The sequence below is a fragment of the Cellulomonas fimi genome, assembly GCF_028583725.1.
GTDB lineage: Bacteria > Actinomycetota > Actinomycetes > Actinomycetales > Cellulomonadaceae > Cellulomonas > Cellulomonas fimi_B.
Window position 1 is genome coordinate 599,090 of record NZ_CP110680.1, and the last position, 21,767, is coordinate 620,856.

At 73.5% G+C, this 21,767-nt stretch carries 11 protein-coding genes; 5 read left to right on the forward strand and 6 right to left on the reverse strand.

Features of this window, described 5'->3' with window-relative positions; all coding sequences use genetic code 11:
- Window positions 1-291 precede the first annotated feature (291 nt).
- The 4 genes from OOT42_RS02765 to OOT42_RS02780 all read right to left on the reverse strand — a co-directional run bounded on the left by OOT42_RS02765 (window position 292) and on the right by OOT42_RS02780 (window position 5,071).
- A complete protein-coding gene (locus OOT42_RS02765; protein ID WP_273653431.1) occupies window positions 292-1,578 on the reverse strand; it encodes an MIR domain-containing protein in 1,287 nt (428 codons plus the stop codon).
- Between the two features lie 222 nt (window positions 1,579-1,800).
- Window positions 1,801-3,129, reverse strand: a complete 1,329-nt coding sequence (locus OOT42_RS02770) for an ABC transporter substrate-binding protein (protein ID WP_273653432.1) — start codon at window positions 3,127-3,129, stop codon at window positions 1,801-1,803.
- Window positions 3,130-3,192: 63 nt separating this feature from the next.
- Complete coding sequence (locus OOT42_RS02775; RefSeq protein ID WP_168679073.1) at window positions 3,193-4,131, reverse strand: carbohydrate ABC transporter permease; 939 nt, start codon at window positions 4,129-4,131, stop codon at window positions 3,193-3,195.
- Entirely contained in the window at window positions 4,124-5,071 is a 948-nt protein-coding gene (locus tag OOT42_RS02780) for a carbohydrate ABC transporter permease (RefSeq protein ID WP_273653433.1), read from the reverse strand. The genes OOT42_RS02775 and OOT42_RS02780 overlap by 8 nt, the downstream gene beginning before the upstream one ends.
- 185 nt (window positions 5,072-5,256) lie before the next feature.
- Between OOT42_RS02780 and OOT42_RS02785 the strand changes: the two genes are divergently transcribed.
- From OOT42_RS02785 to OOT42_RS02795, 3 genes are all read left to right on the forward strand, one after another.
- Entirely contained in the window at window positions 5,257-7,224 is a 1,968-nt protein-coding gene (locus tag OOT42_RS02785) for a DUF6807 family protein (RefSeq protein WP_273653434.1), read from the forward strand.
- On the forward strand, window positions 7,221-8,369 hold the full coding sequence (locus OOT42_RS02790; protein ID WP_273653435.1) for a Gfo/Idh/MocA family protein: 1,149 nt from the start codon (window positions 7,221-7,223) through the stop codon (window positions 8,367-8,369). The genes OOT42_RS02785 and OOT42_RS02790 overlap by 4 nt, the downstream gene beginning before the upstream one ends.
- Window positions 8,370-8,463: 94 nt before the next feature.
- Complete coding sequence (locus tag OOT42_RS02795; RefSeq protein WP_273653436.1) at window positions 8,464-9,429, forward strand: hypothetical protein; 966 nt, start codon at window positions 8,464-8,466, stop codon at window positions 9,427-9,429.
- Between the two features lie 37 nt (window positions 9,430-9,466).
- Here OOT42_RS02795 and OOT42_RS02800 read toward each other — a convergent pair whose 3' ends face one another.
- Window positions 9,467-12,805: a CHAT domain-containing protein gene (locus OOT42_RS02800; protein ID WP_273653437.1), complete on the reverse strand. Its 3,339-nt coding sequence runs from the start codon at window positions 12,803-12,805 to the stop codon at window positions 9,467-9,469.
- 50 nt (window positions 12,806-12,855) lie between these two features.
- Window positions 12,856-13,347 (reverse strand): hypothetical protein, encoded by a 492-nt coding sequence (locus OOT42_RS02805; protein ID WP_273653438.1) that lies wholly within the window; start codon window positions 13,345-13,347, stop codon window positions 12,856-12,858.
- Between the two features lie 622 nt (window positions 13,348-13,969).
- Here OOT42_RS02805 and OOT42_RS02810 point away from each other — a divergent pair.
- On the forward strand, window positions 13,970-15,586 hold the full coding sequence (locus OOT42_RS02810; RefSeq protein WP_273653439.1) for a beta-1,3-glucanase family protein: 1,617 nt from the start codon (window positions 13,970-13,972) through the stop codon (window positions 15,584-15,586).
- A gap of 347 nt (window positions 15,587-15,933) precedes the next feature.
- The gene (locus tag OOT42_RS02815; RefSeq protein ID WP_273653440.1) at window positions 15,934-21,720 is read left to right on the forward strand and encodes a GDSL-type esterase/lipase family protein; all 5,787 of its coding nucleotides are present in this window, start codon (window positions 15,934-15,936) and stop codon (window positions 21,718-21,720) included.
- Window positions 21,721-21,767: the final 47 nt, after the last annotated feature.

Below are 21,767 nucleotides of genomic sequence, written 5' to 3' on the forward strand. Positions count from 1 at the left end.
CCCTCGGTGCGAGGGCGGCGACGGCTCTGAGGGGCCGTCGGGCGCGGCGTGGGGGCGCCGCGGACCGGTCAGCGGGCGACGACGGCGTGGTCGTCGGTCACCGACAGGCGGGACACGCCCGACACGAGCGGGCCACGGGCAGCACGGCTGCGGTGGCGGGTGCTCGGCGGGTCGACATGGGATCCACCGTGCCAGCGCCGCCGAGGGGTGAGAAGACCCCTCCCAAATCCTGAGACTTCTGGTCGGGATTTATCGACGGACGCGCACCGGCCGTGCGGCCCGCGAGTGGGGTCAGCGCACCTCGAGGACCGTCCACCAGTCGTTGCCGTCACGCCCGGTGAACCCGGTGACCTCCTGCTGCCCCGCCGTCAGGGCCGGGTCCGACCGGCGGTGCGAGTGCAGCGCGACGCCCGTCGCGACGTGCACCAGCCGGACACGGGAGCCCGCGCGCCAGCGCCCGCCGCCGTCGACCTCCACGCGCCAGTCGTCGCCCGCGTCGCCCGCACCGTCGCGCCCGAACGCCGTCACCTCCTGCTGCGCGGTCAGCGGCGACGGGAAGCCCCGGTGGCTGTGCAGGTTCCGTCCGGTCTCGACGTGCCGCAGCCGCAGCACGTCGCCGTGCCGCAGCGCGTGCCCGTCGCCCACCGCCGCGGCGTTCCCGTGCGGCGCCGCGAGCCGCCACAGGTCGTTGTCGTCGGACCCGTCGAACGCCGTGACCTGCTGCTGCCCGGACGTCCCGGCGTGCGTGTACGCGAGCCCGTGCGAGTGCAGCGACCGGCCCGTCCACACGTGCGAGAGCTTGACGACGTCGCCGGTGCGCACCTGCCGGTCGCGGGCCGGTGCCGTGCGGGTCAGGACGCGCGGAGGCTTGGGCGCGTAGTCCTGCACGAAGAACCCGCGCCAGCGCCGGCCGTTCGACGCCGACCAGTCCTTCTGCCCCGGCCCCGACGTGAGGACGACCTCGCGCCCGGGCGTGTTCGGGTCGTACACCTGGAGCGCGACGCGGCCCGTCGCGCGGTCCACGTCGTACCCGTACGCGACGACCTGGTGGTTGTCGCCGACCTTCGCGAGCGCCCGCGCGACGACGAGGCCGAGGACGACCGGGCGCCCCGCGTCGACCGACGCGATCACGCGCGGGACCTCCTCCTCCTTCGTCCAGCGGCTCACGCCCTTGAACACCCACGTCTCGTCGTCCGAGTGCAGCGTCCACGTGAGGAACTTCGTCGCCGAGCCCGTGAGGAACGACTGGAGCTGGCGGTCGTGGACGTACTTCGCGAGCCAGTTCTCGTCGGGGGGGACGCGCTGCGGCGCGTACAGGTCCGCGGACCAGCGGGGGACCGGGCGGCCGGACAGGAAGTAGTCGAGCGCCGCGTACGACATGCCGCCGCACCGGCCCGCCGTCGTGATCGTCGTGCCGTTGGGCAGCGTGATGAGCTCGTCGACGAACGCGTTGGGGAACGCGAACCCGTGCACCGCCGGGTCGAAGTCGACGCGCCGGTGCGCGCGCGTGTCGTCGTCGGTGGGGACGGGCGGGGGCAGCGGCGACGGCGACGGGACCGGGGGGTGCGGGTCGGGCATCGTCGGGTCCTTCGTCGGCCGCTCGGGCCGGTCGTGGTGCGTTCCGGCAGGTGGCGGGCCGCGGGGCCCGCCAGCACCCACCCTGGCACCGTGCAGGAGCACGCGCCGCCGGGGGAGATACCGGGGTCGCTGCCACCCGGACGCGGACGGGGCGGCCCGCTGCGTGCGGACCGCCCCGTCGGGACGTGCTGCCGGCGGTCGGGCCGGCGTCGTGCGTGAGGACTACTGGCCGATGGCCAGCTTCACCTCGTCGGTGAACTGCTTGGCGGCCTGCTCGGGCGTGAGGCGCTTGAACAGCACCTCCTCGTTGATGCGCTTGGTGATGCCGGCGACCTCGCCCGCACCCACCGGCGGCACGACGGGACCGTCGACGATGTCGCCCTCGAGGCTCGCGAGGAACTCGGCGGCCTGCTTGTCGGTGTCGTTGAACTTGTCCTGCACCGCGGCGCGGACGTCCGTGTTGGCCGGCAGGCCGCGGTCGGACAGCAGGATCTCGCCGGCCGCCGGGTCGTTCAGCAGGAAGTCGACGAGGAGCTTGGCCTCCTCCGGGTGCTGCGACTTCGCGGAGACGGAGTAGAACATCGCCGGCTTGAAGTACATGCCGGTGCGCTCCTCCTCCGACTCGCCGGGCACGCGCAGGAGCTGGAGCTGGCGGCCCGACGCGGTCGTGATGGCGGTGAGCTGGTTCGTCCAGAACCACGCCATGGCGCCCTTGTTGGTGCCGACGAGCGACTGCTCGGGGCCGCCCGCGTCGGTCTCGACCGTGAGCGCCGCGTCGGGCGTGCCGCCGCCGTCCTGCAGGTCGAGCGAGTACTGCCACCACTGCGCCAGCGTCGACTCCTTGTAGCCGACCTCGCCGTCCTCGTTGTAGAGGGACTCGCCGCGCTGCCGCGCGAAGATCGAGAACCCGGGCTCGTTGAACCCGTAGTCCTGCGCGCCGTAGACGGCCTTGCCCGTCTTCGTGGAGATCTCGTTGGCGATCTCGACGTAGTCCTCCCACGTCCACGTGGTGTCGTCGGGCATCTCGACGCCCGCCGCGGCGAACGCCTCGGGGTCCGCGACGATCGCGTACGCGTTCACACCGGTCGCGACGCCGTACAGCGCGTCGTCGATCGTGCCGGACTGCAGCACGTTCGGGTCGATCTTCGAGGTGTCGAGGCCGAGCTCGTTGAGGTCCGCGAGCACGCCCTGCGACGCGTAGTCGGCGAGGTAGCGCTCCTCCTGCGTGATGACGTCGGGGGCGTCACCACCGGCGACGCCGGTGCTCAGCTTGTCGAAGTACGAGTTCCAGTCCGTGTAGTCCGGCACCACGGTGATGTGCGGGTACTTCTCGGTGAACTTGTCGAGGACCTGCTGCGTGAGCTCGTGGCGGGTGTCGGAGCCCCACCATGAGAAGCGGATCTCGACGGGCTCGGGCGGCCCGGACGAGGTGGCCTCGGCGGCGGGCTCGTCGGACCCGGCGCAGGCGGTCAGGGCGAGGGCCCCGACGGCGAGCAGTGCAGCGGACCGCAGGACGGCGGTCCGGCCGCGGAGGGCGGGACGGTGGCGCATGGTTCTCCTTCGTGACGAGGACGTCGGTGTGCTGGTCACTGCGGCCGGGCGCGAGCCCGGGTGCTACTTGATGCCTGTCGTCGCGATGCCCTTGACCAGGTACTTCTGGCCGAAGAGGAACGCGAGGAAGACGGGCAGGAGGGAGACGATCGACATCGCGAACATCGGCCCCCACGAGCTCTGGCCCGTGGCGTCGATGAACGTGCGCAGGGCGACCGGTGCCGTGTACATGTCCGGTCGGGTGAGGAAGATCAGCTGGCTGAAGAAGTCGTTCCAGGTCCAGATGAACGTGAAGATCGCGGTCGTCGCGAGGGCCGGCATCGACAGCGGCAGCATGATCTGCAGGTAGATGCGGCCGTGCCCGCAGCCGTCGAGGCGCGCGGCCTCGTCCAGCTCCTTCGGGATGCCGCGGAAGAACTGGACCATGAGGAAGATGAAGAACGCATCCGTGGCCAGCAGCTTCGGCACGATGAGCGGCAGGAACGTGTTGATCCACTCGAGCCGGGAGAACAGCACGTACTGCGGGACGATGATCACGTGGATCGGCAGCATGATCGACATGAGCATGATCGCGAACCACAGCTGCCGGCCCTTGAACTGGAGCCGCGCGAACGCGTAGGCCGCCATCGAGCAGCTCACGAGGTTGCCCACGAGCGAGCCGAGCACGATCAGCGCCGAGTTCAGCAGGTACCGGCTGAACGGGTACTGCAGCGCGTTCCAGCCCGCCGTGTAGTTGGTGGTGTCGATCTCCGACGGGATGAGCGACACGTCCCGGAAGATCAGCTCGCTCGGCTTGAACGAGCTCACCAGCAGCCAGATCAGCGGGTACAGCATGATCAGCGCGAGCGCGATCAGGCCCACGTGCTTGAGGAAGGCGCGCCAGCGTGACGGCCAGGGGGACCGCACACGGAGTGCGGGGGCGTCGGTGCCGCCGTGCCGTGCGTCGGCGCGCGAGGCGTGGACGCCGGCGGCGGGGTCGGGGCGCATCTGGAGGTCAGTCATCACCGTAGAAGACCCAATACTTGGAGGCGAGGAAGTTGAGAGCCGTCATGGCGGCGACGATGAGCACCAGCAGCCACGCCATCGCGGAGGCGTAGCCCATCTGCAGGGCCGTGAAGCCCTTCTGGTAGAGGTAGAGCGTGTAGAACATCGTCGAGTCGGCCGGTCCGCCCGTTCCGCCGGAGACGACGAACGCCTGCGTGAAGCTCTGGAACGCGCCGATGACCTGGAGCACGAGGTTGAAGAAGATGATCGGCGTGAGCAGCGGGATCGTGATGCTGCGGAACTGCCGGACCTTGCCGGCACCGTCGATCGACGCGGCCTCGTAGTACATCTCCGGGATCTGCCGCAGGCCCGCGAGGAAGATGATCATCGGGGCGCCGAACGTCCAGACGTGCAGGGCGACCAGCGTCCACAGCGCGGTGTCGGGGTCGGAGACCCAGCCCTTGCCCGCGACGCCGAACAGCGCGAGGAACGCGTTGACGAGGCCCTCCGCGCCGAACACCTGACGCCAGAGGATCGCGACGGCGACCGAGCCGCCGAGCAGCGACGGCAGGTAGAACACCGAGCGGTAGAACGACAGGCCGCGGAGCCCGCGGTCGAGCAGCATCGCGAGCCCGAGGGCCACGATCAGCTGCAGCGGCACCGCCGTCAGCACGTACGTGAACGTGACCCTGAGGGAGTTGAGGAGCCGGGGGTCCTCGAACATCCGCGTGTAGTTCTCCAGCCCGATCCACGTCGGCGGCTTGAGCAGCCGGTACTCCGTGAAGGACAGGTAGAGCGACATCACCATCGGCCCGATGGTGATGAGGAAAAGCCCGAGGAACCACGGCGCCAGGAAGACGGCGGCGACCTTGCCCTCGCCCCGTCCCGCGACGCCACGGGCGGTGCCCGCGGCTCCTCGTCTCCCGGTCGTTCGCCGGAACTCACTTACTACCGACATGCGTCGACCACCTCGTTGTGCATCGGCGTTGCAGCGGGAAACCGGTTCCCGATTGGGTACCGTAGCACCGGCCAAGCGCCTTGGGAACCGGTTTCCTGTGGTGTATGTTCGGCCACGAACCGTACCCGGGGGCCGAGCAACGCGTGCCCCGGGCTCGGACGGGAACGACCCGGTGGAGGACTGCAGTGACGCAGAACGGGTGGGCGCGCTCCGCGCCGACCATCGCGGAGGTCGCGCGCATCGCGGGGGTCTCGCGCGCCACGGTCTCGCGTGTGATGAACGGCCGGACGACCGTCGACGCCGAGTTGGCGTCCCGCGTGCGTGAGGTCGCCGACCAGCTCCACTACCGGCCGAGCAACGTCGCGCGCAGCCTGTCGCTCGGGCGCACCGAGACCGTCGCCGTCGTCGTCCCGGACCTCGCCAACCCGATGTTCCAGCAGGTGCTCCGCGGGGTCGCCTCCGCGGCGTCCGAGAGCGGGTACCGGGTCCTCGTCGCCGACACCGCCGAGGACAGCGTCGACGAGGAGAAGGTCGCGCTCGACGCACGGCTGCGCTGCGACGCCGTCGTCCTCGTCTCGCCCCGCATGCCCGAGCCCACGCTGCGCGCGCTGCTCCCGGAGATCGCGCCCGTCGTCGTCGTGAACCGCGCCCCCGACGGCACCACCCCGACGCTCGGCATCGACTACGCCGACGGCATCGAGCAGATCGTCGACCACCTCGCGCGGCTCGGGCACCGGCACCTGCTCTACCTCGCCGGCCCGACCAGCAGCGCGTCGCACTCCGCCCGCCTGGAGGCGCTGCGGGTCGCCGCCGCCCGGCGCGAGGACCTCCGGCTGTCGGAGATGCCGGCCGGCTCGTCCGTCGACTCCGGCTACGCCGCCGCGCAGGACGTGCTCGCGTCCCGGGCCACCGCCGTCGTCGCGTACAACGACCTCGTCGCGTTCGGCCTGCTCGCGCGGCTCAACGAGCTCGGCGTGGCCGTCCCCGGCGACATCTCCATCACCGGCTTCGACGACATCGAGCTCGCACGCTTCGCGACGCCGTCGCTCACCACCGCGACCGTCCCGCAGGTCGAGCTCGGGCGCCTCGCGTGGGAGCACCTGCGCCGCTCCGCCGCGGGCGACGACGTCGACCCCACGCCACCCCTGATCCGCCCGCTGCTCGCCGTGCGCGCCAGCACCGGCCCCGTGCCGCCCGCCGTCCGGCTGCGCCGCCGCACCCAGCCCGTCACCGACCGTCCGGGAGAGCCGCACGTGCAGTCCGCCCCGCGCTGGAGCACCGACGGACGTGCGCACGTCCTGACCGCCACCGTCCGCACCGGCCCGCGCCCCGGCGCCTCGACCCCGCTCGCGCGCTACGAGCCCGGCGACACCCTCCCGCCCGTGCACTCGCCGCGGCCGTTCCTGCACCCCGTGCACACCGCCGCCGGCACCGCGCTCACGCAGACGAGCCCCGTCGACCACCGGCACCACTACGGCGTCTCCGTCGCCGTCCCGGTCGTCAACGGCACGTCGTACTGGGGCGGCCGCACCTTCCTGCGCGACGAGGGCCCGACCCTCCTGCCCAACCACGGCCGCCAGGTGTCCACCGGCGTCCGGCTCGACGACGACGGCACGACGCTCGTCGACGACGTGCTGTGGCGCGACGAGCGCGACCGCCCGCTGCTGCGCGAGGACCGCCGGCTGAGCACGCGCGCGCTGCCCGACGAGCGCGGCTGGGCGCTGCGGTGGACCACCGAGCTGCGCGCCGAGCACGGCGACCTGCGGATCGAGAGCCCCGCGACCAACGGGCGCCCCGGCGCCGGGTACGGCGGGCTGTTCTGGCGGCTGCCGTCCGCCGACCTCACGACCGTCCTCGGCGAAGGGCTCGTCGGCGAGGAGGCCGTGCACGGCAGCCGGTCGCCGTGGCTGGCCTTCGTGCAGCGGCGCGAGGCGACGACCACGACGCTGCTGCTCGTGCAGGGCCCGGGGGAGGCGCGGCCGTGGTTCGTGCGCGTCGCCGAGTACGTCGGCGCCGGTCCCGCGCTCGCGTGGGACGCGCCCGTCGAGGTGCCCGCCGGCGACGTGCTGCGGGCCGGGCTCGCCGCCGTCGTCGTCGACCGCGCGCTCACCCAGGACGAGGCCGCGGTCCTCGCCGCCGAGGTCTGGGCGTGACTGCGCCGGCCGCGCTCGACCTGGCGCGGGTCGCCGTCGTCGGGGTGCACGGGCACGGTGCGTCGCACGTGCGACGGGTCGCCGCGCTCGCCTCCGACCGGCGCGCGGTGCTGTCCGGCGTCGTCGACCCGCGGCCCGTCGACGGGCTCGCCGACGTCCCGCCCGGCACGCCCTGGTTCCCGTCGCTCGACGCGCTGCTCGACGTGCAGCAGCCCGACGTCGTCGTGCTGTCCACGCCCATCCCCACCCACCTGCCGCTCGCGTCCGCCGCGCTGCGCGCCGGCTGCGACGTGCTGCTCGAGAAGCCGACGACCGCGTCGCTCGCCGATCACGCCGAGCTGCTCGCCGTGGTCGAGGAGACCGGACGGCGGTGCCAGGTCGGGTTCCAGACCTTCGGGTCCGGCGCCGTCGACGAGGTCGTGCGGATCGTCGCGTCCGGCGAGCTCGGCGACCTCGTGTCCGTCGGGGCCGTCGGCACCTGGGTCCGGACCGTCGCGTACTACCAGCGCGCCGCGTGGGCCGGGCGGCGCACGCTCGACGGCGTCGAGGTCGTCGACGGGGTCGTCACCAACCCGCTCGCGCACGCGGTCGCGACCGCCCTGCTCGTCGCCGGTGCCCGGACCGTCGAGGACGTCGCCGACGTCGAGGTCGACCTGTTCCACGCGCACGACATCGAGGCCGACGACACGTCGTCCGTCGTCGTCACGACCCGCTCCGGCCTGCGCGTCGCCGCCGGGCTCACCGTGTGCGCGCCCGAGCGCACGCCCGCCCGCGTGCTGGTCACCGGGACGGAGGGGTCGCTCACCCTCTCCTACGAGCAGGACGCCGTCGAGGTCCGCTCGCCGCGCGGCACGCGCCGCATCACCACCGGTCGCGTCGACCTGCTGACACAGCTGCTCGACGCGCGCCGGTCCGACGACGTGCCGCTGCGCTGCGGCGTCGGCGACACCGGCGCCTTCATGCGCGTGCTCGAGGCCGTGCGCACCGCGCCCGACCCGGCCGCGGTCGGGACCGCGCACGTCGCCTGGCAGGGGAGCGGGCCGGACGCGTGGCCCGTGGTCACCGACGTCGTCGACTGGTGCGAGCGCGTCGCCGTCGAGGGCCGCACCTTCACCGCCCTCGGCGCGCCCTGGACCCGGCCCTGACCCCATCCGCTCTCGCGGCCCCGCAGGTCGTCGGCAGGTGACGGGGTCGGGCCGGCAGGTGACGCCGCCTGCGGGGGTGCGCGAGGATCGCCGCGTGAGGTGGCGCGTCCGGCTCGGCGCCGCCGCGGTGCTCGTCGCGGCGGCGGTCGCGGGCTGCACGGGCGGCGACAGCACCTCCGGTGCCGGCGCGACGCCGGGCACGTCGGGCCTCACGGCCGAGGGAGGCGGGGGCACCTTGCCCGACGACGTCGCAGGCGCGCTCGCGGTGGAGATCCGGCAGTCGCGCGCGGACTGGGGCCGCCGCGTCGTGCAGGTCCGCGTCGCCAACACGGGGACGGTCGACGTGACCGTCGAGCGCGCGACGCTGCGCTCACCGACCGTCGCGGGTGACGCGACGAGCGAGCGCGGGCGCGACGTCCGCGCGGGTGTGGACCGCGACCTGTCGGTCCGGCTCGGCGATCCGGTTTGCCCGGGCGGTCCGGGCGGTCCGGGCGGTCCGGGTGCGTCCCGGTCGTCGGCGGGCGCCGGGGCCGCGGAGGTCGTGCTCGACGTCGTGGACCCGGACGGGCGCGCGGGGACCGTCGTCGTGACGCCCGAGGACCCGCAGGGGCACCTCGCGCGGATCCACGGCGAGGACTGCGCGACGCTCGCGGTCGCGGCGGGGGCGCGGCTCTGGCTCGACGACGACCTGCCGCAGCACCCGGTCGACGGCCGCCTGGTCGGGAGCCTGACGCTGCACGTCGAGCCCGTCGCGGGTGGCCCTCGCGTCGAGGTGTGGCAGATCGACCGGACGAACCTGATCATCCCCGCGGACCTGGCCAACGACTGGCCGGTCGCGGTGGACACCGCGGCGGGGGCCGGCCGGACGACCGTCGTGCTGCCGGTCGTGCCCAGCCGGTGCGATCCGCACGCGGTCGCGGAGGACAAGCGCGGGACGTTCTTCGGGGTGCACGCGCGGGTCGACGGGGTCGAGCAGGCGGTGTTCTACGTGCCGTCGTCGGACGCGCTCCGCGGTGCGGTGTACGACCTGGTGTCGGCGTCGTGCGGGTGGCCGGACTGACGTCCGCCGAGGCGGCGACGGCTCGCGAGCGGAGCCGTCAGTCGGGGCCGAAGTGGACGTGGCCGGCCCAGAGGAACGGGTACGCGGGGTACCGGCGTCGGAGGTCGAGGCTGACCGAGCTCATCGCCGCGGCTGTCCGCGACAGGTCCATCCCGTCGGGATGCACGACGTGGCCGTAGACCGCCCCGGCGGTCTCGACGGCGACGTCGTCCACGACGCTCCACAGCGTCCCGACGACGTAGGGGTAGCCGGCCGCCTGGAACCCGGCGGCCAGCGTCAGGTGCTCGTCGGCGGTGCCGGGCTCCGCCTCGGCGGTGCCGCATGCCGAGACGAACGCCCAGGCGGGTCGCGCCGGCCGGCGCGCACCGAGCATGGGGAGCTCGAGTGCGCCGTCGTGCAGCAGGAGCGCCGCGGTCGTCTCGCGGTCCTGGCTGCGCGCGTGCGACGCGATGTGGAGGGCGGGCGCCCGCTCGACGAGGTCGAGGACGGCGGCCACGGTGGGGGCCGGCTCGTCACGCCGCTCGCCGGCGCGCACGTGGGCGGCCACCGCGTCCAGCTCGTCGTGGACGTGGGCCAGCGGATGGTCGGCGACCCCGGTCGCGCAGCCGACCAGGGCGACCTCCGTGGCGGGGGCCGCGTCGGTGGCGCGTCGGACGGCTCCCGCCAGCCCGGCGAGGCTCCCGGTGAACGACGAGACGCACCGTTCGAGGGCGGTGATCACGCCGAGTGTTCCCTCGCCGGTGCTCTGTGCAGCGTGGAGCGGCATCGAGACGAGCGGCCCGGTCGGGCACCACCAGAGCCGCCGCGACGCGAGCTCCTCGGCGCCGTCCGGCGCGTCGATCCAGTCGAGCGCGCGCAGCACGGGCGCGACGACGGCGTACCAGCACCACTCCAGGAGGTGGCGGATCTCCGTGCCGACCCATTCCGGCTCCGTGTCGCCGAGACGGTCCAGCGCGTCCCGTGCGGCGCGCGCCGCCTCCTCGGCCGCGGCCCGGGTCGCGCGCGGCAGGCGGAGCGACCGCAGCTCACCGTCACGGAGCAGCAGGGCGTAGCCGCACCGCCGGCCGGCGACGACGTAGACGACACGCCGCTCGCCGAGCGCGTGCATGAGCTCCGACGTGGCCGGACGCCGGAGCAGGTCGTGGAGGCCGGGCAGCGTGCGCGCGCGTGCCACGACCTCGTCCCAACGGGCGAGCGCGGTGCGCCGTTGCTCACCGACGGTGTCGCGCACGGCCGCGCCGGCCGGCGCCACGTGATCGGCCGTCGCGGTCGCCCCCGGTGCGTGCTCGGCCCTCGCGAGCAGCGCCCGTGCGGCCTCGACGTCGGCGGCCAGTCCCGGGTCGATCCGTCGCAGCGTCGACAGGTCACCGGAGAGCTCGGAGTCCTGTTGCCAGATCTGCTGCCGGCCCTCCTCGAGGACGTCGAGCGCGTCGTCGGTGCGGCCTGCCTCCAGCGCGAGCTCGGCGGCCGCGGACACCACCCACCCGTGGCCGGCGAGGGCGCGGACACGGCGGGAGAGCGGCACCCCGCGCCACGCGAGCTCGGCGAGGAGGCGCGACGCCGCTCGGTACCCGGCGTAGGCCTCGTCCCGATCCCCCAGCGCTTCCGCGAGCCGGGCGGACTCCACCGCCGCCTTGTACCGGAGCTCGGCGGGTCCCAGAGGATGCGCGCCGGCGTCGGCGAAGAGTCGACGGGCGCTGTGCGCTGCGGCCTCGTCGCCGAGCGCGCGGTAGCGGTGCACGTGGAAGCAGGCGAGCGCGTACACGTGCCCGACGTACTCGGTGGCCGTCGCCTGGCACGCGGCGACCGCTGCCTCGCCGACGCCGACGAGCTCGTCGACCCGGGCGGTGTCCCAGTCGACGAAGAGCCGGGCCTCGAGGATCCGGGCGAGGTGGCCGTGCCGCCGGGCCAGCTCGGGATCGATCTCGCGCGTGACGCGGACCGCCTCGCGTGCTCGCTCCTCCGCGGTGTCCAGGTCGGCGAGGTCGTCGAGGAGCTCGTAGCGCGTCACGAGCGCGGAGGCGGCGGTCTCGAGCGTGCGAGGGCGGCCCGGGTCGTCCGGACGGCAGAGCTCCAGGGCGCGCGCCGACTCGTCCACCGCTCGGTCGACCAGCTCTCGCGAGCGACGGAGCGCTCCGAGTGCGCGGAGCTGGACGGCCAGGTTGGAACGCATCTCGTGCTGTCGAGGGTCGTCGGGTTCCAGCAGGTCGACAGCCTCCTGCTGGTTCTCGACCGCCTCCTCGAGGTCGACGGGGTCGTCGAGCTGCCAGTACCGGCCGCTCAGTGCCTCGGCCAGGGCGGCGTGGGCGAAGACGAGCTGCTTCACCGGTCCGGCCGTGCGGACCGCGTAGCGGCCGAGCTCGACCCGGCGGTCGAGGTCGTCCGTCTGCCCCGTCAGCGCGTACCGCCACGTCAAGAGCTGAGCGAGCGTGACGGCGAGCGTCGACGCCTCGGGTCGCTCCTCCGTGACGTCGTCGAACGCCGACCGTGCCTGGGCGAGCGACGTCGTGAGGACGTCCGGTTCTCCGGTCGCCTGGTAGAGCACGAGACCGACCCTGGCCATCGTGGTCATCGCGGTGAGCCGGCGCTCCGGCAGGTCCTCGACCAGCGCGCACGCGGTCCGCGCGCTCGTCCAGGCGTCGTGCAGCAGCCCGACCTCGTTCGTCACCCCGTAGAGCTCCCAGAGCACGTTCGACAGGTTCGTCCGGACGACGGCTTCGTGCGTGGGATCGAGGCCCGCGCCCAACAACGACCGCAGCAGCGCCGCCGCCTCGTCGAGCAGCGTCCGGTCCGCAGTGCGCGTCCCGAGCATCCGCACGGCCGACGCCAACGACCCCACGCGCCCGAAGCGGTCCTGCTCGTCGCCGTGGTCGTGGGCGGCGAGCAGCCGTCGTCGGACTGCCACGAGGGCCCGGTACGGCTCGACGGTGTCCACGGTCTGCAGCAGGACCTGGAGGCGGGCCTCGTCGGCGTTCAACCAGGTCAGCATCTGCCACGTGCCGTCGGGCTGCTCGTCCCGAGCGCAGCGGGCGACCTCGGAGGGAAGGGCGGCGGCGGGGACGGTGTCGTTCGACAGCAGCCGCGCGAGCGAGAAGTGGTTGACCCCGACGGAGAACTCGCGCCGGTCGCGCTCGCCGTCCGCACCCCAGCTGTGGAGGTGGTGCCACCAGCCGAGCTCGAGGTGGGCGAAGACCGCCGACCGGCGGTCGACGGTTCCGCGAGTGGCCGCGTCGAGCGTCTGCTGAAGCCGACGTGCCAGGTCGTCGACCTCGGCGGGCACGGGTGTGCCGTCGTCCGCACCGACCGAGGCGCGCCACGTGCGGAGCGCGGTGACCAGGTCGGCGACGCCGCCCGCGTCAGGCCCGTCCGTCGTCATCTGGATCCCTCCCCTGGCGGGTCGCTGCGCGACCGTGGCCGTCGGCGCGGTCAGGTCGAGGCGAGCTCCCAGGCCACGGCGACACCGAGGGCGGCGAGGGCGAGCAGCTGCGCCCGCAGCGACCAGTCGAGCGCCCGTGACTTGGTCCCGTTGCCCTCGCGCAGCGTCGTGAGCGTGTCCAGGTCCAGCCATGCCGCGTTGTTGCGCGCCGTGACCTCGGTGTCCGTCCAGGAGACCGTGATGAACGCCTGGAGAGTCGCCGGGTCCGGGACCTGGTAGGGCCGGAGCTGCCCGCACACGAGGGCGAGGAGTGCCGACGCGATGAAGAGCGCCAGCGCGACGACGACCGCGGCGACCGTGCCCGTCGCGTACGTGCGACCGCTGCCGCCGAGCCAGGCGCCGACCGTCGCGACGAGGGCGACGAGGGCCGCCGACGTCGACGTCACGGTGCCCGCGCGCGCCTCGAGCGCGGTGCGCCGCTCGCGCTCGTTCGTCAGGTTCCTCGCGATGTAGGCCGCGTAGACGGAGCCCTGGTCACTCATCGTCGGGCTCGGGGTCCCGCGGCCGGTGCGGCCCTCGGATGCTGACCGACTGCAGAAAGGCGGGGCGCTCTGTCGGTCCCGGCTCCGGAACCTTCCCCTGATCGCTCTCGTGCGTCTCGCTCGACACCGGACGGCCCCCTCGGATCAGCAGCGTGCCGCCATTGTGCCCCGTGTGCCGGGTGGGACATAAGGGCGAAAATCGCCCGACGCGAGCGGTGCCTGCGAGGCGCGAGGCCACGACGCGCGGGGAGCGTCCTGAGGTGAGTGCCTGATGGGGTGAGCGGGACGACGGAGGGCTCGCTTGACGGCCATTCGGGTAAACGCCAAGATGACTCGGGTCATCACGCTTACCTGCCTGTCAGTAACCAATGAGGGTGCTGCTCGGTCTCGTCGCGCGGTGGCGTGGCACCACCGCGACCCACGGTCGTCGGGCATCGTCGCCCGACCGCTGCGGGACGCACCGCGCGAGAGCGGCCTCCGGTCGCACTCCATCGCGCCCGACCACCGGACGACGAGCAGCGACTGCGCGCCGTCGGTCGGGTGACACGTGTCATCGCCCGCCCCGGGCTGCACCCGCGACCCGGGCGGACGCCCTCCGACCCCCTCCCCGGAAGGTCATCGCATGCGCATCGGCAGACTCAGAACCGCCCTCGGCGTCCTCGCCGCCGCGACCCTCGCGGTCCCGCTCACGCTCACCGCCACGACCGCGGCGCAGGCCGTCGGGCCGTCGGTCCTGCCCGTCACCGTCACGAACAGCACGGGGCGCGGCGACGCGGTCCACCTGTACGTGCTCGGGACCAACCTCGCGACGGGCCGCCTCGGCTACGTGAACGCGGGCGGCACGTTCACGCCGTGGCCGGCGGGTTCCAACCCGCCGTCGCCGGCCCCCGACGTCTCCATCGCCGGACCCGCCGACGGCAGCACGCGCACGATCAACGTGCCGCGCGGGTTCTCGGGCCGCATCTACTTCTCGATGGGCGCGAAGCTGCCGTTCTTCCTCACGCCCGACGGGCTCGTGCAGCCCGCGCCGTGGGCCGGCGGTGACCCGAGCCGCGACGTGCTGTTCGACTGGAGCGAGCTCACCTACAACGACTCCGGGCTCTGGCTCAACAGCTCGCAGGTCGACATGTTCGCCATCCCGCACGCCGTGACGGTCACGGGCGCGAGCGGCGCGACGAAGCGGACCGGCGACGTCGTCGCGAACGGTCGCGACCAGGTGATCAACGCGCTCAAGTCCCAGCCGGGCTGGTCGGGCAGCGTCGTGACCCGGTCCGACGGCACGGTCCTGCGCGTGCTCGCGCCGGGCAAGGCGGCGGGCGCCGGCCTGCTGGGCGCGACCTACCTCGACCCGTACATCACGTCGGCGTGGAACGCGTACACGTCGAAGACGCTGACGGTCGTGCCGTTCGGCGACCAGCCGAACGTCAAGTACTTCGGCCGCACGAGCGGGGACGTCATGCGCTTCACCAACGCGTCGGGTGCGCAGGTCGCGTCGTTCAGCAAGCCCAGCAGCGCCGACGTGTGGGGCTGCGACGGCAACCTGCACGCCCCGAACGACCAGGTCGTCGGGCCGATCGCCCGCACGCTCTGCGCGGCGCTCAACCGCGGCACGCTCGGCACGGTCGACACGCAGCCGAGCACGAACGCGGCCGACTTCTACAAGAGCAACCCGACCAATCAGTACGCGAAGGCGATCCACGCCGCGATGGCCGACGGCAAGGCGTACGCGTTCGCGTTCGACGACGTGGGCGCGTTCGAGTCGCTCGTGCACGACGGCGACCCGCGCTCCGCGGGCCTCGTCCTGAGCCCGTTCACGGGCGGCGGCACGGGCGGTGGCGGCGGTGGCGGTTCGACGACCGCGGGCGCCTTCGTCAACGCCAACGGCATGTGCCTGGACAACGACGCCCAGCGGACGACCAACGGCAACAAGGTCCAGATCTGGGGCTGCAACGGCACCGTCGCGCAGCAGTGGACGTTCGTCGAGGCGGGCAGCACCCTGCGCGTGCAGGGCAAGTGCCTGGACATCGCGGGCGGCGGCACGGGCAACGGCACCAAGGTGCAGCTCTGGGACTGCAACAGCACGGGTGCGCAGGTGTGGATCCCGCAGTCGAACGGGTCCTACCGCAACCCGCAGTCGGGCCGGTGCCTCGACGTCCCGAGCGGGACGTCCACCGCGGGCACGCAGGTCCAGATCTGGGACTGCAACGGCACCGGCGCGCAGCGGTGGACGCTCCGCTGACCGGGCCGGCCGCGCGCGCGACGACGGGGAGGGCGTCGCGCTGAGCGCACGGCGCGGGCGGTGAGGGTGCCGTCCGACGCCGACGAGGGGGCTGCTCCGCGGGGACGCGGGGCAGCCTCCGGCGCGTCCGGCCCTCGGAGGCCCGGCTCTGAGACGGGTGGCGGGCGGCAGCCGCCGGCGCGCGGGCTGGACCGTCCACTGGGTGAGCGCTTTCCACTTCTTTCCCCGTCCCTCTTGCGGAGGTCCGCGCGGCGTGGGTAGGAATGGTCCTGGTCGCGCCTTTGAACCGATTCACACCCCGCGGCCCGTCGGTCCCTGCTCTCAACGACGAGACACGAAGGTGACGCATGCGCCCCACCCGTCCCCGGACCCCCCTGCCCGAGCCCGCCCCTGACCGGCCGCACGCGCGTCGTCGCCGCGCGGCTGCCGCCGTCGCGTTCACCACCGCGCTCGCGACGGGAACCTTCGCGGCCGTCGCGCTGCCGGCCCACGCCGCCGACGGCGACCCGGCCACGTGGAAGTTCGACCTCGGCACCGCGACCAGCCCCGTCGCGGACGGCTACCGCCAGGTCACCGAGGCGACCCGGTACGACGCGTCGACGGGCTTCGGCATCGTCCCCGCCGACGGCGTCACGCCGATCTCCCGCGACCGCGGCGCGACCGACGCCGCGGACCGCGACTTCGTCCTCGCGACCGCGTGGTCGTTCGTCGTCGACGTGCCGAACGGCACCTACGACGTGACGGTCCGCTCGGGTGACCTGCTCGCGTCGTCGAGCACGACCACCACCAACCTCACGCTCGAGGGCGCGACCGCGGGGACGCTCAAGACCAAGCAGGTCGCCGTCGAGGGGACCTGGCGGACGACGGTCGCGGACGGCCAGCTCACGCTGGGCGTCACGGGCGCGGGCGCCGGCGGGTACGTGAACGCGGTGGTCGTCACCGCCGTCACGGGCGAGCCCGGGCCCGACCCCGAGCCGGAGCCGGACCCGACGATCGCCGCGCCCACCGCGCTGCGGCTCGCGCACGTGACCCCCGGTGCGGCGACGCTGCGCTGGAACGAGGTCGCGGGTGCGACGGGCTACGTGCTGACGCGCGCCGACGCGCTGGCCGGCCCGTACACCGAGGTCGCGCGGACGACGGGCGACGTGTTCGCGACCGACGCGGCCGTCGACACGACGACGACCCACTGGTACCGGGTGCAGACGCTCACGGGAGCGGGCGCGTCGGTGCCGTCGGCCGCGACCGTCAGCAGCCTCGCGGGTGACGGGGTCACCGACCCGACGCTCCCCGCCGACGGCGTGCTCGCGTTCGACCTGGGCAGCGGCGCGCTCGTCCCCGGCAGCACGCGCCTCGACGCCACGAGCGCGTACGGCCCGACGACGCGTGCCGGGTTCGTCGACCCGTCGCAGGTCACCGCGACCGACCGCGGGACCGACGACGCGCTGCGCTCCGACTTCGTGACGGTCGGCGACACCGAGCTCGTCGTCGACCTGCCGGCCGGCGACTACACGGTCGACGTGGTCGCGGGCGACGCCACGGAGGCGTCGGAGATCGCGATCACCGCCGAGCAGATGGCGAAGGTCGCGACGACCGCGAAGCCCGCCGGGCAGTTCCTCGAGATGTCGTTCGACATCGCCGTGGTGGACGGGCAGCTCAACCTCGACTTCGGCGGGACCGCGCCGAAGCTCGCCGCGCTCACGATCCGGCAGCAGTCGCCGCGGGCCGCGGGCCCGAAGCCGACGGTGTGGGTGACCGGCGACTCGACGGTGCAGTCGTACACCGCCGACTACGCGCCGCAGGCCGGCTGGGGCCAGATGATCGACCGCTACCTGTCCGACGACGTGGTCGTCGACAACCGCGCGATCGGCGGCCGCTCGTCGAAGAACTTCATCAGCCAGGGCCGGCTCGACGAGGTGCTGCGGCTCATCAAGCCGGGCGACTACCTGTTCGTGCAGTTCGGCCACAACGACAACACGTACGGCGTCGACGACCGGTACGCGGCACCCGCCGACTACCGCGAGTACCTGCGCACCTACGTCGACGGCGCCCGGCAGCGCGGTGCGACGCCGGTGCTGGTGACCCCCGTGTCGCGGCGCTCGTTCGACGCGACCACCGGCGTGTTCAACGTGTCCTTCCCCGAGTACGTCGCCGCCGCGAAGGCGCTGGCCGCCGAGACGGGCACGCCGCTCGTCGACCTGTCCGCGTCGAGCCGCGCGTACCTCGACGAGATCGGGCCGGAGGCCGCCAAGGCGGTGTTCCTGCACGTCCCCGCGGGCGTGTACCCGAACCGGCCCGCAGGCACGGTCGACGACACGCACTTCCAGGAGTACGGCGCGATCCAGATGGCGCGGCTCGTCGCGACCGACGTCGCGGCGCTCGACGTCCCGCTCGCGGACGAGGTCGGGGGCTTCGAGCCGCCCGCGACCGTGCCGGACGCGCCCGCGGGCGTCGTCGCCGGGAACGTCTCGAACGCGGGTGTGCAGCTCACGTGGACGCCCGTCGAGGGTGCCGACGTGTACCGCGTCTACCGCAAGGACGCGGCGGCCGGTGACGACGCGTACGCGCTCGTCGCGACGTCGACGCTCGCGCAGGCCGCCGTCGGCGGGCTCGTCGAGGGCGCGTCGTACGACCTGCGGGTCACCGCGGTGAACGGGCGCGGCGAGTCCGCGCCGAGCGCCACGGTCCGCGTCACGACGAAGGCCGCGCTCCACAAGTTCGACGTGCAGCTCGCCGGGTCGCCCGTCATGCCGGGCTACACCGAGGTGAACCAGAACAGCCGGTACACGCCCGAGACCGGGTGGGGCTGGCTCGACCCGACGGGCATGGGCGGACGCGACCGCGGCACGAACTTCCCCACGCCGCCGAACGACCTGCAGCGGGACTTCCTGCTGCCCGGGCCGCAGCACGTGTTCGCGGTCGACGTCCCCGACGGCTCGTACGCCGTCAAGACGTACAACGGCGACTGGATCGGCACGTCGCGCTCGAACGTGCAGATCGAGGGCAAGGACTGGGGGGCGTCGAACGCGGGCGCGGGATCCGTCTCCGAGAAGGTGTCGCAGCCGGTGCTGGTGACCGACGGTCAGCTCTCGATCGTCATGACCGGCTCGTCGTCGCGGCTCAACGGCATCGAGATCACGCCGCTGCTGCTCGCGCCGCAGGACCTCGTGCTCGACGGGGTGACGATCGACGGCGCCGCCGTGTCCGTCGCGCTGTCGTGGACGGGCACCGACGACAACGCCGGCTACCGCGTGTACCGGCAGGCCGAGGGGGCGACGGCACCCGTCGTGATCGGCGACACGGCGGACACCACGTTCGTCGACACCACCGCCGACGTCGGCCTCGCGTACCGGTACCACGTCGTCGCGCTCGACCCGTCGGGGGCCGAGTCCGTGCCGACCGACGTGCTCGACGTGACGACCGTCGACCCGTCCGTGCCCGTCGCGGGCGTGCCGTTCGGCGTGACGCTGGGCGCGGTGAACAAGAACGACGTGACCGTGCGGTGGACGCCCGTCGACGGCGCGCTGTTCTACCAGGTGTACCGGTCGGAGTCCGTGAGCGGGCCGTACGCGCTCGTCGGGCGGGCGTCGACCGCGTCCTACACGGACACGACGGTGCTGACGACGATCGAGTACTCCTACCGCGTCGCGTCGGTCAACGCCGGTGGCGTGTCCGCACAGTCGCTCCCCGTGACGTCGCCCGCGGTCACGACGCTGTCCCGGCAGTCGGAACGTCTTGACCGGTCGCCGGTCGCGGTGGTCGTCGAGGGCGGCGTGTACGTCGGGTGGCGCATGCTCGGCACCGACCCCGCGTCGATCGGGTTCCACGTCTACCGCGACGGCACGCGCCTCACCACGGCACCGGTCGGCGGCTCGACCAACACCCTCGACGCGGGCGGCACCGCCACGTCCGTCTACCGGGTGAGCAGCGTCGTCGACGGCATCGAACGCTGGGCCACGCCCGAGTTCCGCCCGTGGGACGCGCAGCACCTCGACGTGCCGCTCGACAAGCCCACCGACGCGTACGCCAAGGACGGCCAGCCGTACACCTACAGCGCCAACGACGCGTCGGTCGGCGACCTCGACGGCGACGGGCAGTACGAGATCGTCGTCAAGTGGGACCCGTCCAACGCGAAGGACAACTCCCAGGCCGGGTACACGGGCAACGTCTACCTCGACGCGTACGAGCTCGACGGCACCCGCCTCTGGCGGATCGACCTGGGCCGCAACATCCGGGCCGGTGCGCACTACACCCAGTTCCAGGTGTTCGACCTGGACGGCGACGGGCGGGCCGAGGTCACGGCCAAGACCGCCGACGGCACCGTCGACGGGGTGGGCGGCGTCATCGGCGACGCCCGCGCGGACTACCGCAACTCGAGCGGCTACGTCCTCACCGGGCCGGAGCTCCTCACCGTCTTCGACGGGCGCTCCGGTGCCGCGGTCGACACCGTCGACTACACGCCGCCGCGCGGCGACGTGTCCGCGTGGGGCGACGCCTACGGCAACCGCGTCGACCGGTTCCTCGCCGGCGTCGCCTACCTCGACGGCGAGCACCCGTCGCTCGTCGTGAGCCGCGGCTACTACACGCGCACCGTCATCGCGACGTACGACTTCGACGGCGCGCAGCTCGTGAAGCGGTGGGTGTTCGACTCCGACGTCGAGGGCGACCGGTACAAGGGCCAGGGCAACCACAACCTGTCCGTGGCCGACGTCGACGGGGACCAGAAGGACGAGATCGTCTTCGGGTCCATGACGATCGACGACGACGGCGACCCGCTGTACGTCACCGGGCTCGGCCACGGCGATGCGCTGCACGTGTCCGACCTCGACCCGTCCCGGCCCGGCCTGGAGGTGTTCGCCGCGCACGAGGAGGCGCCGTCGTCGAAGGGCATCGGCGCGACGTTCCGCGACGCCCGCACCGGCGAGGTGCTGTGGTCCATGCCGGCGACGCGCGACACCGGCCGCGCCGCCTCGGGCGACATCGACCCGGACCACACCGGCGCGGAGTCGTGGGCCGTCGTCAGCACCGGCGAGTGGAACTCGCGCTCGGGCGAGCTCCGGGCGGCCGACGGCACGCTGCTCGGCACGTCCATCCCCGCGGCGAACTTCCTCACGTGGTGGGACGGCGACCTCCTGCGGGAGATCACCGACCACGACTGGGACACCACGACCACGACGGGCGTGCCGACGATCGCGAAGTGGTCGCCGTCCGCCGGGGCCGCCACGGAGGTCTACCGGGCGACCGGGACGCTGTCGAACAACAGCACCAAGGGGACCCCGGCGCTCCAGGCCGACCTGTTCGGTGACTGGCGCGAGGAGCTCGTCACCCGCCTCGCGGACTCGTCCGCGCTGCGCATCGCGACGACCGTCGACGTCACCCAGCACCGGCTGCGCACCCTGCAGTCCGACCCGGTGTACCGGCTCGGCGTCGCCTGGCAGAACACCGCCTACAACCAGCCGCCGCACACGTCGTACTTCCTCGGCGCGGGGATGACGGCCCCGCCGGCGCCGCGGCTCGCGCTCACGGGCGCGGACCCCGGCCCGGGGGAGCGCGTGCCCGGACCGGCGACCGGTGCACCCGCCCGCGGGGCGCTGTCGTCCGACAACTGGGACGGCGACGGGACCTACACCGTCGCGCTCAACGTCTGGTGGGGGCAGAACGCGCACACGGTGACGCTCCTGGAGAACGGGGTCGAGGTGGCGCGGCGGGACCTCGTCGACGCCACGCCGTCCGCGCAGTCCGCCGCCTTCCAGGTGGCCGGCCGGGGCAACGGCACCTACGTCTACACCGCGGTGCTGGCCAACCAGCACGGGTCGACGACGACCGCCCCGCTGACCGTCGTCGTGAGCAAGGCGAACCCGGCGACGCCGGTGCTGAGCCACGACAACTGGGACGGCGACGGCACGTACACCGTCACGACCAACCTGTGGTGGGGCACCAACGCGACCGAGTACCGGCTGTACGAGGACGGCGTGCTGATCGACACCCAGGCGCTCGTCGCGAACGGCGTCCACGCCCAGAAGGCGGCCACGACCGTCACCGGCCGGGCCGTCGGGACGCACGTCTACCGCGCGGAGCTGTCCAACGCCGCCGGCACGACCAGCAGCACGGACCTGAAGGTGGTGGTCCGCCGCTGACGCACCGGCGCGGGCGGGCCGGCTCGCTGACACCGGCCCGCCCGCGC